We start from the raw sequence: 12904 nt of genomic DNA on the forward strand, positions 1-12904 counted from the left end.
GCTATTGTTGCTGTCTTTTTGTCCCCTTCTCCGGTGCCTTCAACGATTGCAGGCACATATAGCACATCGTTCCGAAGAGACATGTAATGACGGCAGAGTGAAAAATCGTCGAGTACAGCGTCAGGCGGGACAAGACAACCCAGCCGCCGCTCAGCACCTGAATGACCACGAGCACAAATGACAAGATGCCCGCACCGTACAAGTCACGCCGCGTCTCTTTGAAGTGGCGCAAAACATAAACCAGCACGGCGGCCAGTAGAATCGCCAACACAATCGCGGCTACACGGTGCATAAAATGAATCCCTGTTTGTCCCGACAGCTCCGGTATGAGCTTGCCCTGGCAAAGCGGCCAATCGCTGCAGCCCAGATTGGAGCCGGTGTGACGCACATACGCGCCCAAATAAACGACACCATATGCGTAAATGGTCACAATCCATATGGCCCATCGAAACCCCTTGGAAACCGTTCCCCGGACCAGCTTTTCCACCTTGTTCCGCTGCAGAACGAAGATGCTCAACAGCAAAACCCCGCTAAAGGCCAGAAGTGAAAACCCAAAGTGCAAGGCCATTACGGCAGAGGACTGCGGCCAAATAACCGCGGATGCTCCCAGGAAAGACTCCAGGATCAAGAAAAACATGCTGAACATCACAAGTCCGCGAACTTCCCGATTCCGCGGGTATCTCCGCCATGCCAGGATGGAAAAAATCCCGACGATGATACCGGTCATTCCGGTGACGAAGCGGTGCATATACTCGATCATTGATTCCAACGTGTATTCGGGTACCCATCTTCCGTTACAGAGTGGCCAGTCATTGCCACAGCCCAAACCCGAATCAGTCTTGGTCACCAGTGAGCCACCGATCATGACCATGAAGGTAATAATGGTGGATGCAATGGCAAACCATTTCAGCCATTTGTCCATAATTGTTACACCTGACTTCGAGAGAGAACTGTTCAAAAAGAGGGGTATTTCAGCTTTTTGAACAACCTCCATATTTTATCGTACCAAAATGCTCATGTTGCGTATCCTCACTATCACGATAATAAAACATCCCCTGCCGTGCAAGGGATGTTCCGTTCCATTTTGTGATCGTTACGTGTCAAAAGTTGTCCAGCATCGTGCTCACAACAATTGCAGCGCAGAAAACAGTGAGGTACAGGATGGAATAGCCAAACAGCTTTCTCGCCCAGGGCAGTTCATCTTCCTCTTTAAGCTGGAAGCCCTTGAACAACAGCACCAAATAAATGATGCCCATGACAGCCATGACACCCAGATACAGATACCCGACACTGCTGTAGAAAAAGAGCAGCAGCGAAGCGGGAATGAGTACGGCACCCCAGATAAACATCTGACGTTTCGTCTCGGCAAACCCCTTTACGACGGGCAGCATCGGAATGCCCCCTGCCCGATATTCCTCCGTTTTGAGCATCGCCAAAGCGAGGAAATGCGGCGGCTGCCACAAGAACAAGATCAAAAACAGAAGCCATGCAGCCGGGTCCATATTGTTGGTGACAGCTACCCAGCCGATCACTGGCGGAACAGCGCCGGAAATGCCGCCGATAACTGTATTCAGCGTGGTTACCCGCTTGAGCGGCGTATAAATCAGCACATAAAAGATATGGCCGATTAATCCCCATACGGCTGCCAATGGATTGACGAAATAGGCCAGAACAACAAGTCCAACAAGCAGCAAACCAATTCCGATCAACAATGCCTTCAGCGGGGAGATGCGGCCGGAAGCGATCGCCCGGTCTTGGGTGCGCTTCATTTTTTTATCCAGATCGCGGTCGTAATAGTTGTTCAGTGTTGCACCAGACATGATCACCAGGGCGGTTCCGATCATCGTCCAAATAGCCAGAACCCAGTTCGGGTATCCATACGATGCCAGCCACAGACCCGCAAATGCGGTCATCAGGTTGGACATCGTAATGCCCGGCTTTGTCAGCTGCACATAATCTTGCAATGTGGCCCTTCTTGCCGGTTGGGACTGCGCCGCAGGATCGGTGTTGATCGACTCCTGCATCGTCACTTGCTGGTCCACGTTTTGTACCTCCTGTCTGCTAAAAATCCCTTACACGCCAGACCACCACTTCACAAGGAAGTGGCAGTTTATCACGCAATCTATTCCCTCATAATCATTGCAAGACTTTTCGTACCGTAAAATCATTGTATGATCAGCTCTTCGATTACCAGCCGAAAATGACATCCAGGACTCCCGTCGTCTCGCCGCCTGGGTAGATCAGGTAGAGAAGAGTGTAAACAGTCACGCCTGTGATGGCAGAGGCAAACCAGATGACAGACGTCCACGGACCGATTTTCTTATGCTTGTCGTACTTTCTTTTAAATCCGTAATAAAGCGTGACCAGTCCCATCACTCCCCCTATCGTTGCCAGGATGATATGGAAGATGAGGAAAATCTGATAGAAAATACGAATGTTGTCCGGACCGCCGAACAAAGTATTCCCCAGCAGAGCGGTACGGGATACATACGTAATAAAGAAGATCGTCGCACAGATGGCCGCCCACTTCATCGTCTTGATGTGTTTTTCTGTCTGGCGGCTGCGAATGAAATACCAGCCAAAAGCTACGAGAATCCCGCTAATGGCAATGAAGGACGTACTTATCGTAGGCAGTAAAATGTGCATATCTACACCTCGTATCGCAACTTTCTCTTTCTATCAATACCTTATGCTCTGCCCTGATCGGTCGCAGGCTTCAGCACACCGATATTTTGGGCTGCAGGCTGCTGATCCATCGGCAAGTCGTCCTGCTTTTCGTCCTTGCGCCATTTATAAAAAATGTAGGCCAAAACAGAGCCGTAGACCATTTCCTGAACCAGCTTCATGATGATGCCTCCGGTCCGTTGGTCAACAAAGGCGGTATACCCTTCGAACAACTGTGGCGCATTCATGTAATGCTGATAAATCGGCTCTCCGGCAAAGATAATCAACGCACATGCCGGTGTGATCAAAATCCCGTTGGCAAACAAATACGCCATTTTTTTCAGGCCCGCGAGCTGCTCCGGTTGGCCTGGCAGCGGATTTACGATCGGCCACCACATACAGAAAGCCGTACAGAACAGGAAAGCGTGGAAAGCATTCATCGCATCGTGATTCAGAGAAGCGGTATCAAGAATGAACGGAACGTGGTAGAAAGACAGCAAAGCGTTGAAAACGACAGCCGCCACGATCGGTTTTGTGAAGATTCGCAGCAAGGCGTACATTCTCTTGTTGCTGAAAATCGCCGTCCACAGCCATCCCGGAATTCCTACCATCAAAAGCGGAGGCAATACAAAGAACAGGAGGGACATTTGAAGCATGTGCATGCTGAACAGGTAATGGTGTCCCACGTAGTTGATCGGACTGCCTGCACCCGCATAAAAAAACAGCATGGCCAAAACAAACAGCACCTTCTGTTTTGCCGTTGCCGGTTTTGAATCCGCAAAACGGTGACGCAGCGGCCCTGTTAGTGCAAAGTAAAGGATCGTCAGCAAAATGGTAATCAAAATAACAGTCGGGCTCCACATATCAGAAAACGAACCAATCCCGCCATCAACGGGCGTTCCATGTTGGTGATGATCATGCATCGGATTTTTCAATCCTCCTTTCATATTAGAAAGGGTGCCCTCTATACAATCTTCATTATACCGTTAATTCAGCCCGACTTCCTCTCCTAAAAATGAACAATATGTTGACAAACGAATATGGAAAAATCCCCTCCATGCCAACAGGAAGGAAGATGCAATTTCCTGTCTGCATAAAGGGGATCTGCAATCAAATTTTGGCTGACTCATCGCTTTCTGTCAAACATTTGCCCGTGCCTGTCGTGACTATGCCTGGCCGCATCTCTTACTTTCCGGTCTGGATCGGGACCTCCCATTTTGCATCGTGATGCTCCGTATACTTTTTGTCGTAGGAGATGATCAGTTCCTTCGGCAGTTTTTTGACGCCCTTTAGGAGAAGTCCACCGTTAATATGAAGCTGTCCGTTTTCATACTTTCTTTCATCGTTGAGGAATGCGCTATCGTATTTCTTGCCGCTTTCATCCGTAATGACTCCGAATGTGGACAAGGGGTTCATCGGTGCCGTTCCGTTCCCAATCGTAGCCTCGACTCTGACGATGTAATGATCAGGTTCGTCGGCTTGGTTCTTTTCATGCTGAAATGTGTAGCGATTGCCTTGTTCCTCTACCGTAACCGGGGCTTTCTCAAGCTTCGCAAGGTCGAGCTTTGCCTGGAACGCTGCCGGCTCCTGTTTATAGACAGGGCCAAGCCTGAGAATCATGTTCTTCGTTTCGTCGATCGGTTGGAAGTAGTGGAAATCCCTTACGCTTTCCCCGATTTCCTCAGAAGGACGCCACTTGCTCCGTCTCGGATCGCTCATCAGATTTTTCCTCTCCCCGTCTTTTCCGTAAATAAAGCCAGGGGCCCAAGCTCCCAGAACAGAACCGTGTTCATCCACAAGCTCAAAGCTGTATTCCATCTCTTTTGTGTTCCGGTCAACGACCAGCTCGACACCGGTTGGCGCAAACGTAATCTGCTTGACGTCCAGCTTCAACCCTTGCGGAGTGGTATAGCTCTTGTTTACAGCATACGTTTTGGTCGCCGCTTTCGCTTTTTTGAGGTCCACCGGAACCTCCAGCTGCCAGTTTCCGTTTGTCTCGCCGATTTTTTTGATGTCGAATGCTACAATCAGCTCATCCGGAAGCCCTTTGCCGCCGTTCAGGCTGCTGAGATCGTGTACCAGCTCCATGTAAGGGCCATCTTCGTTCACGCCTTTACCCGTGCCTTTTCCCGTAAGCCCCCATTTCAAAGCTCCTTTTTCTGTCGAAGAATGCAAAACATTCCCTTGTTTATCCTTGATCGTGATTTGTCCTTTCTGATAAGCATCCCAGTGCGATTCCTTTTTATTGCTTTTATCCTTAATGGAAGTCAGAATGCATATGCGAAAGGGATCTGCTACTACCTCATGGACTGTCAGGGTAAACCCTTGGTCGGCAACACTTGCATTCGGTGTTTGGAGAAATCCTTTCTTGGCGGCTTCCTCAATGCCATCGTCACCCAGCCTGGTAAGCAGGCCGTTGCCCGCAACGCCCACAGGCTCCGCTTTGTTCGTCGGACTGCTGGCAAATACGCCGTTCACATAAGTAGAAAACGTCGGTGAATACATCATGCCGCCGGAAATGACTACTGCCAATGTCGCTGCGGCTATCGTTGTCTTTTTCATAATATCCAGACTCCTCTTTTTCCAAATAGGCAACTGCCTCGTATCGGCAGCCCGGTGCAGCATTTTCACTGGATGCGCGGGAAGGGCGCTGATGATCCTGCGGTCCAAATCCTCGGAAAGGGGTTCTTCCACGAGGGCCTTGCCCGCTTCCTCCAGCTCGTCGACCCATTGCTCCAACTGTCGTTGGCAGTGCTTGCAATGCTCGAAATGCTGCTCCAGCTTTCTTCTGTGTTCCGGAGATAGTTTGTCTTCCATGTAGTCGACCATGAGTTCTTGCGTCAGGCATTTCAAGTGGATTCCCTCCTTATTTTTCGCTTTTGCTCAGGCGGTCTCGAAGCTTTCTTCTCGCGTGGGAAAGGCGCATCCTCACCGTATCGACAGACAGCGACAATCTGCTGCTGATCTCCCTGTAGCTCAAAAATTGGAGATAGTGCATATCCAGCAGCGTCCCGTAGTCTTTATTCAGCGCCATGATTTGCTGCCGCAAAGCGACCCGTTGCTCTTTTTCCAAAAAAACTTCCTCCGGGATCGGAGATTCGTCCTTCAGTTCACTGCTCACCTCGGCTACACCAGGCATTCGTTTTCGCTTTCGCAATTCGTCAATGCCCCGGTTCATGGCGATTCGATAGAGCCAGGCCGAAAAGGAGTGTCCCGGTCGATAGTCGGGCAGACTGTAGTACGCCTTGATAAACACTTCCTGCACGATGTCCTCGACTTCATGGGAATGCCCCATCGCTTTTCGCAGAATCGAAGCGACTTTTCCCTTATACCTGTTGACGATCAGAGCATAAGCTTCTTTGTTTCCTTGAAGTACCTCCGCAATGATCTCCCGATCGTCCTGCATGTTTTTACCTCCTCGCAAAAAGGTTGCTGCGCAGCCGTACCTTTTTGGTTGTACACTACTATAGACGAAAAAGGGAGCTGCCCCCTCTCATAAAAAATTTTAAAGTAGGGAAATTTGTTCATGGTACAAAAAAATTCATGTCACCTTTTGACATGAACAAGCTATTGACGGAGTATAACAGAGCCGTTTTCAAGAAGACTCTTTTTCTCCACAGAATCAAAAAAAAGAAGCAGACGAAATTTCGTCTGCCTCTTCTCTTTTTACCACCAAACCCAGAATACGAACACGATAATCGCGATCAGGATAAAGGTCAATCCGGCGAAAATCGAAATTCGTGCAAACTCGTGTCCCTTTTGGTCCATGTGCATCCAGAAGAACAACTGGAACAGCGCCTGGACAAATGCGAGACCGACGATAAACGGAACCGTAAATCCGACCGGAATCGCTTCAAAAGCTACAGCGGCAAATGCCAGTGCGGTCAAGACGAGAGATGCAATAAACGCAATGACATGCTTTTTCGCACCATCGTGCTTTACCTTGGGCTTACGCGGTTCATCATGTACATGTGCTCCCATCGTCTTATCCCACCTTTCCACCGATCATACCCATGAGATATACCACGGTAAAGATGAATACCCACACGACGTCAATGAAGTGCCAGTACAGGCTGGCTACGTAAAACTTCGGAGCCGTTACCACTGTCAGACCTTTTTTCACGGTCTGCAGTTGAACGGTCAAGATCCAGAGAATCCCGAATGCCACGTGAGCTCCGTGGAATCCGACCAGCGTATAGAAGGCCGATCCAAATGCACCGGAAGTCATTTTATGTCCCATGTGGACGTAGTGCATAAACTCGTAAATCTCCAAAGCCAGGAAGCCGAGGCCAAGGATAACCGTGACAGTCATCCAGGCTTGCATTTTTTTCAGGTCTTTCTTGTGCAAGGCCAGAACCGCAAACACGCTGGTAAGCGAACTGGTCAAAAGGAGCAAGGTAGCCAACGCCACAAGCGGCATATCGAACAGCTGCTGGGAGGTTGGCCCGCCATTTGTCTGGTCGCGCAGCGCGATAAACGTCGCAAACAGCGAACCGAACAGGACGGTCTCTCCACCAAGGAAGAGCCAGAAGCCGAGAATCTTGTTCTTGCCTTCAAGGGTGGCTTTTTCCGGTTCATCAGGCAGAACCGCATTTACGTGATGGGTCGCCATTACGCCTTAACCCCCTTTTCTTCGATTTCATCTGGTTCGATATGGTAGCCAGGGTCGTCTTTCAAAGAACGCATCAGCATGCATCCGAACGTAATTACCATACCAATTCCGACTACAACGTAATTGTGGTACATGAAACCGTAACCTGCGATGAACAGGCCCAGAGACATGATGAACGGCAGGAAGGAGCCATTCGGCATATGAATCGAACCAAGCGGTTCTGCGTAAGTCATGCCTTTGTTGCCAGCCATTTTTTCTACCCACAGGGCATCCAGACCGCGAACAAGCGGAGTTTGCGCAAAGTTGTACTCCGGCGGCGGAGAAGGAATCGACCATTCCAGCGTACGGCCATCCCACGGATCCGCAGGCGCGCGCTTGGAGCTCTTCGCGGAAACGTATGCATTGACAAGGAAGAGAATCGTACCGATCGTCATTCCGAAGACACCGATGGTACTGATAAAGTTGCCCAGTTCCAGACCTTGGCCAGCCAGGTACGTAAATACGCGACGCGGCATACCCATCAGGCCGAGGAAGTGCTGCGGGAAGAAGGTCAGGTGGAACCCGATAAAGAAGGTCCAGAAGTTCCATTTCCCGAGCGTTTCATTCAGCATTTTGCCGAACATTTTTGGCCACCAGTAGTAAAGACCGGCGAACAGACCGAATACGAGACCACCAACGATTACGTAGTGGAAGTGAGCAACTACGAAGTAGCTGTCATGGTATTGGTAGTCAGCAGGCGGAACCGCGAGCATAACCCCTGTCATACCACCAATTGTAAAGGTCGGGATAAAACCAACAGCAAACAGGTTTGCGGTAGGGAAGCGAATTTGCCCGCCCCACATCGTCAAGAGCCAGTTGAAGATCTTGATACCGGTCGGAACGGCAATCAGCATCGTTGCCAGACCGAACAAGGTGTTGGCGATCGGACCCATACCAGTCGTAAACATGTGGTGCGCCCACACCATGAAGCCAAGGAAACCAATCAGTGCTGTCGCAAATACCATGGAGCTGTAACCAAACAGGCGCTTTCTGGAGAAGGTACTTACTACCTCGGAAATGATACCGAAGGCAGGAAGAATCAGAATGTACACTTCGGGGTGACCGAAGATCCAGAACAGATGCTGCCAGATAACAACGTTACCACCTGCATCAGGGTTGAAGAACGCTGCCCCGAACAGACGGTCGAACATCAGAAGTACAAGGCCGACGGTAATCGCCGGGAAAGCAAACAGGATCAATCCGGATGTCACGAAGGACGCCCAGGTGAACAGCGGCATGCGCATGAAGGTCATGCCCGGTGCACGCATGTTGATGATGGTTACCAGGAAGTTGATACCACCGATCAGGGTACCCAGACCTGCGATCTGCAGACCGAGTACGTAGAAGTCGATCCCGAATCCACTATATTGATTCAAAGCAAGAGTTGCGTAGGACGTCCAACCGGCATCCGGCGCGCCGCCGAGGAACCAGCTTGTATTGATAAGGACGCCCCCGAAGAAGAAGAGCCAGAAACCGAGTGCGTTCACAAACGGGAACGCAACGTCCCTCGCACCGATCTGAAGAGGTACGATCGCGTTCATCAGTGCAAAGATCACCGGCATCGCTGCCAGGAAGATCATCGTAGTTCCGTGCATGGTGATCAGTTCGTTAAACGTCTTCGCACCGACCACTTGGAGCTCTGGATACATTAATTGCAAGCGAATAAGCAGGGCTTCAAGACCGCCGGCCAAGAAGAAGATCCCACCGGCGATCAGGTACAGAATGCCGATTTTCTTATGGTCCACGGTAGTGAGCCAATCAGCGATTCCCGACCGCTTGGGTGCATGAGAAGCATGTGCAGACACGGTTTTACCTCCTTTTTAGCGTCACTGCCTCATGACGATTCCATTCATTAACTTTATCTTTTTATTTCCTGTACTTTGAGCGTAGACATGTACTCAACCAGCGAATTGATTTGATCTTCGCTCAGGTTCAGATTTGGCATGTTGTTGCCCGGCTTTTCTTTTTGCGGATCTCTCAGCCATTTGGCCAAGTGTTCAGCATCGTTAGGCATGATACCGGCTACGCGTTGGCGATCGGCGAAGTTTGTCAGGTTCGGCCCCAGTTTTCCGCCTTTGCCTGCGACAGCGTGACAGCCCAAGCAGCTCTTTTCGAAGATTTGTTGTCCTTGGACAGCGTTTGCAGAAGCTGGCGCTGCAGGTTCTGCAGATTGAACGCCCTTCATTTTTTCTGCCCAGGCAGCAAATTCGTCTTGTTCCAGGACGTCAACCTTGAAGTCCATCAATGCGTGAGACGCTCCACAGAGCTCTGCGCATTTTCCGTAGAAGACACCGGTTCTGTCAGCTTGCAGCCACATTTTGTTTTCCAGTCCCGGGTTGGTGTCGATCTTTCCGCCGAGTGCAGGGATCCAGAATGCGTGCATAACGTCAGCAGATGTCAAAGTGAACTGGACTTTTTGATTGACAGGCAATACCAGGTCTTGCGCTGTAGATACGCCAAGGTCCGGATACTCGAATTCCCACCAGAACTGGTGAGCGGTTACACGAACTTGAAGCGCTTCATCTTTGTTGTATTCTTTACCAAGAGTAAATCCTGTAGTAACAGTTGGTACTGCCATTACGATGAGCAGCAGGAACGGAATGACCGTCCAAATGATCTCCAGAGTATGGCTGCCTTCCACTTGTTTGGGAATGCCTTCCTGTCCTGGACGCTTGCGGTAACGAATAAGTACGTAGGTGAGGATCAGCATAACGACGATAAAGACCCCGATCATGATGGAAGCCGACAGCTTCATCAAGTCGAATTGCATGGCTGCAACCGGCCCCTGCGGCTGAAGTGCAGAGAGCTCTCTCATGCCGCAACCGGAGAGCGTCAGCGCCAGCAACCCAAACAGGAAAAGCTGACGCCATGATTGTTGCCAACTCTTCATACCAATGAACCCCTCTTTCTTTCATGTTGATTACGCCCTGTCGTATGTACGGCGGGAGCGTATATTTCGTACTCCTCCGCTGCCAATAAATAGTCGGAGTTGCTACTTTCCTCCACTATGATAACCAATAGCGAAAAGGAATAGCAACATCGGTTTAAAGACATTTAAAGAAGGAGTAAGGGCCGCAGTAAAATACTACCTTTGCGATTAACTCTTTCAGTATACATAAATTTATCTGAATATCGGAGTCCATTTGTTATAATTCTGTTAACAAATTTATGAACATTTTCGTAAAGTTTACTACCAGCAGACGGATATTCAGGTAGTAGAAGGGAGAAATGTGATAGTTTTGGCTACCAACACATCCAAACGAATCGCTTTCCTTACAGGAAGTTCCAGCGGTTTTGGGCTGCACACCTCTGTCGCTCTCGCCAAAGCGGGCTTCTTCGTCATCGCCACGATGCGGGACATCTCAAAGCGTGAAGAGCTTGACAAGCTGGCTGCCCAAAATGGCGTAACCGACTGTCTGGAAGTCGTGCAAATGGACGTGACCCGGCCTGACGAAGTCATAGCTGCAGTCTCCGGCGTGCTCGCGCGTCATCAAAACATTGATTTGCTCGTGAACAACGCGGGCTTTGCCTGCGGCGGCTTTGTCGAAGAAATCGGGCTTGCCGCATGGCGGGAGCAATTTGAAGTCAACGTGTTCGGATTGATTTGCGTGACACAGGCCGTTTTGCCCCATATGCGCGAACGCCAATACGGCACGATCATCAACATAAGCAGCATCAGCGGGCGAATCGGCTTTCCCGGTTTGGCCGCCTATGCCGCTTCCAAGCATGCGGTGGAAGGCTTCAGCGAGTCGCTCCGTCTGGAGATGCTCCCGCATGGCATCAATGTCGTCCTGGTCGAGCCGGGCTCGTACAAGACAAGCATCTGGGAAAAGGGACTCGGAAATGCCCCCTCTCGCCCCGCTTCTCCCTACAGCAGGCAAATGGAGTCCCTGACAACTATGGTAACCAAAATAGCCGAGCGGGCCCCTGCCCCGGATGAAGTGGTAGAAGTAATCGTTCGCGCGGCTCTGGCTCCACGGCCTTCCTTCCGCTACCCTGTCGGGAGCGGGGTCAGGCTTTCCATCCTCGCCAAGCAGTGGCTTCCCTGGCGCTGGTTTGAGACGCTGGTGAATAAGCGGATGCGGCCGCCTCGTTCATGAGGCGGCTGATGGCGATTTCACCGGAGCGGAAGGCTGCTTTGGCAGATGAGAGACATAGCTGTGCAGGACCATGCCGATCATGACGACGAGCATGCCCGTACCGGACCACAGCGAGGGCAGCGGGGCCGCGAGAATCGCGATTTCCAAAAGGACGGCAAAGACGACCTCCGCAGACTGGGTAGCTTCTACCGCGGCCAACTGAACCGGATTGCCCTTGACCAGATCTGTAGCCTGAAAGAACAGCACGGTCGCGATAATTCCCGATGTGATCGCGACGAGCAGCGACTGCGCCAATTGACCCATGCTGGGCATTCCCGCCGTCGTCACGCCAAAGCCTGCGAGGACCAGCCAAAACGGCAAGCTGGCAAGCGTCATTCCGAGAACGCGCTGATACGCGTCAATTCGCCCGCTGGTCAAGGCCATCATTTTCCGGTTCCCGAGCGGATAGGCAAACGCTCCGATCACGACCGGCACGATCCCGTACAGCACCTCCGCCGCTCCCAGCATCTTCGCCTCGTGCAGTTGCATGATCGCCACTCCCGCCAAAATCAGGACAGACATGGCCAGCCCCTTGTACGGGATCCTCTGCCCGAAAAAGGGTACGAGCAGCGACCCGGCGATGATCGTGATTTGCCAGGTACCGGCGATCAGCCAGCCAGGACCGTATGCAGCGGCAAAGCTGAGCGGAGCATAAAACAAGCCAAACCCGACAAAACTCCAGAGCAGCCACTGCCACGGATGCTTCCGCATTTCCTGCCACAGCGGCCCAAGGTTGCCCCGGATGGCCACGATCAGCAGCAGAAACGGCACCATAAATAGATAACGCAGGGATGCGCTCCAGATCCAGCTTCCTCCGTCCAGCTCCATCGCTCTGTTTAATACAAATGTAAAAGCGAAGAAAAATGCAGCGACAATTCCAAGTACAATCGCCTTCAAATGTTGACTCCCTCTTTCCAGTTCCACTCTCTGAAGATTCTCAATTGTAAGCATATAACTCTGCGGTCTCGCTGTCAAAATCCCGAAAAAAATAGAGCACACCTTTTGAAAGATATGCCCTATGTCTTTTCTGCACGTCCGCTCTTGATCAGCGAGACGTGGTGAATGTATTCAACTGCACCAAACAGAATCGCAGTAAAACCGGCACCGATCAGCGTGATTCTCGCTCCCACCAAGAGGCCGCTGCTCAGCCAGACGACCAGAAAAGCCAAAATCATATCGGCTGCCGTACTCATCCACAGCGTCCCGCGCCGAAGCAGCAATAGCTCCAGCATATGTCCGGCAACGGCAAGCACCAGGCCGACGCCGATGGACTGGTAAAGGGTTGCATAGTCTACCTCGGGGAACAGCGCATCGGCCAGGACGACTACGAGCGGAGCAGTAATCAGCTTGACAAGCAATCCGTACACAGGCATGCTTCCTCCTTTTTCAGGTTTTCACAGTATGCCCGTATACAGAATCGCTTAGTCGAAGCAAAAACAGCCGTTTGTTG

13 protein-coding genes are annotated in these 12904 nt (G+C 51.1%); 1 reads left to right on the plus strand and 12 read right to left on the minus strand.

Annotation, left to right across the window (positions count from 1 at the left end):
* Position 1 precedes the first annotated feature (1 nt).
* The 10 genes from EDM54_RS11370 to coxB form a co-directional block, all read right to left on the minus strand.
* Positions 2–922, minus strand: coding sequence for a COX15/CtaA family protein (locus tag EDM54_RS11370; protein WP_003391752.1), 921 nt, complete (start codon positions 920–922; stop codon positions 2–4).
* A gap of 178 nt (positions 923–1100) precedes the next feature.
* Positions 1101–2042: a heme o synthase gene (cyoE, locus tag EDM54_RS11375; RefSeq protein WP_003391753.1), complete on the minus strand. Its 942-nt coding sequence runs from the start codon at positions 2040–2042 to the stop codon at positions 1101–1103.
* A 145-nt stretch (positions 2043–2187) separates the two neighbouring features.
* A complete protein-coding gene (locus EDM54_RS11380) occupies positions 2188–2646 on the minus strand; it encodes a DUF420 domain-containing protein (RefSeq protein ID WP_003391757.1) in 459 nt (152 codons plus the stop codon).
* A gap of 41 nt (positions 2647–2687) precedes the next feature.
* Positions 2688–3587 carry a cytochrome c oxidase assembly protein gene (locus EDM54_RS11385; protein ID WP_051567352.1) on the minus strand — a complete coding sequence of 300 codons (900 nt, stop codon included), beginning with the start codon at positions 3585–3587 and terminating at the stop codon, positions 2688–2690.
* Positions 3588–3849: 262 nt separating this feature from the next.
* Positions 3850–5517, minus strand: a complete 1668-nt coding sequence (locus tag EDM54_RS11390; RefSeq protein ID WP_122958204.1) for a DUF4179 domain-containing protein — start codon at positions 5515–5517, stop codon at positions 3850–3852.
* A 13-nt stretch (positions 5518–5530) separates the two neighbouring features.
* The gene (locus tag EDM54_RS11395; RefSeq protein ID WP_122958205.1) at positions 5531–6070 is read right to left on the minus strand and encodes an RNA polymerase sigma factor; all 540 of its coding nucleotides are present in this window, start codon (positions 6068–6070) and stop codon (positions 5531–5533) included.
* Positions 6071–6330: 260 nt separating this feature from the next.
* On the minus strand, positions 6331–6645 hold the full coding sequence (locus EDM54_RS11400) for a cytochrome C oxidase subunit IV family protein (RefSeq protein ID WP_003391766.1): 315 nt from the start codon (positions 6643–6645) through the stop codon (positions 6331–6333).
* Between the two features lie 4 nt (positions 6646–6649).
* Positions 6650–7276, minus strand: coding sequence for a cytochrome c oxidase subunit 3 (locus tag EDM54_RS11405; RefSeq protein WP_003391767.1), 627 nt, complete (start codon positions 7274–7276; stop codon positions 6650–6652).
* The gene (gene ctaD / locus EDM54_RS11410) at positions 7276–9120 is read right to left on the minus strand and encodes a cytochrome c oxidase subunit I (RefSeq protein WP_003391768.1); all 1845 of its coding nucleotides are present in this window, start codon (positions 9118–9120) and stop codon (positions 7276–7278) included. The genes EDM54_RS11405 and ctaD overlap by 1 nt, the downstream gene beginning before the upstream one ends.
* 53 nt (positions 9121–9173) lie before the next feature.
* Positions 9174–10205, minus strand: coding sequence for a cytochrome c oxidase subunit II (gene coxB / locus EDM54_RS11415; RefSeq protein WP_003391770.1), 1032 nt, complete (start codon positions 10203–10205; stop codon positions 9174–9176).
* Positions 10206–10545: 340 nt separating this feature from the next.
* Here coxB and EDM54_RS11420 point away from each other — a divergent pair, with 340 nt between their 5' ends.
* Positions 10546–11415 (plus strand): SDR family oxidoreductase, encoded by an 870-nt coding sequence (locus EDM54_RS11420; RefSeq protein WP_122958206.1) that lies wholly within the window; start codon positions 10546–10548, stop codon positions 11413–11415.
* Here the strand turns inward: EDM54_RS11420 and EDM54_RS11425 are convergent.
* The gene (locus tag EDM54_RS11425; protein ID WP_003391774.1) at positions 11410–12351 is read right to left on the minus strand and encodes a DMT family transporter; all 942 of its coding nucleotides are present in this window, start codon (positions 12349–12351) and stop codon (positions 11410–11412) included. The genes EDM54_RS11420 and EDM54_RS11425 overlap by 6 nt on opposite strands.
* A 119-nt stretch (positions 12352–12470) precedes the next feature.
* On the minus strand, positions 12471–12821 hold the full coding sequence (locus EDM54_RS11430; protein ID WP_003391775.1) for a DUF2512 family protein: 351 nt from the start codon (positions 12819–12821) through the stop codon (positions 12471–12473).
* Positions 12822–12904: the final 83 nt, after the last annotated feature.

The organism is Brevibacillus borstelensis (assembly GCF_003710865.1).
GTDB classification, from domain to species: Bacteria; Bacillota; Bacilli; order Brevibacillales; family Brevibacillaceae; genus Brevibacillus; species Brevibacillus borstelensis.

Bases quoted from the DNA above. Each gene is read 5' to 3' on its own strand.
- EDM54_RS11370 (WP_003391752.1), bottom strand. From the start codon at position 922: ATGGACAAATGGCTGAAATGGTTTGCCATTGCATCCACCATTATTACC.
- EDM54_RS11380 (WP_003391757.1), bottom strand. From the start codon at position 2,646: ATGCACATTTTACTGCCTACGATAAGTACGTCCTTCATTGCCATTAGC.
- EDM54_RS11385 (WP_051567352.1), bottom strand. From the start codon at position 3,587: ATGCATGATCATCACCAACATGGAACGCCCGTTGATGGCGGGATTGGT.
- EDM54_RS11395 (WP_122958205.1), bottom strand. From the start codon at position 6,070: ATGCAGGACGATCGGGAGATCATTGCGGAGGTACTTCAAGGAAACAAA.
- EDM54_RS11400 (WP_003391766.1), bottom strand. From the start codon at position 6,645: ATGGGAGCACATGTACATGATGAACCGCGTAAGCCCAAGGTAAAGCAC.
- EDM54_RS11405 (WP_003391767.1), bottom strand. From the start codon at position 7,276: ATGGCGACCCATCACGTAAATGCGGTTCTGCCTGATGAACCGGAAAAA.
- coxB (WP_003391770.1), bottom strand. From the start codon at position 10,205: ATGAAGAGTTGGCAACAATCATGGCGTCAGCTTTTCCTGTTTGGGTTG.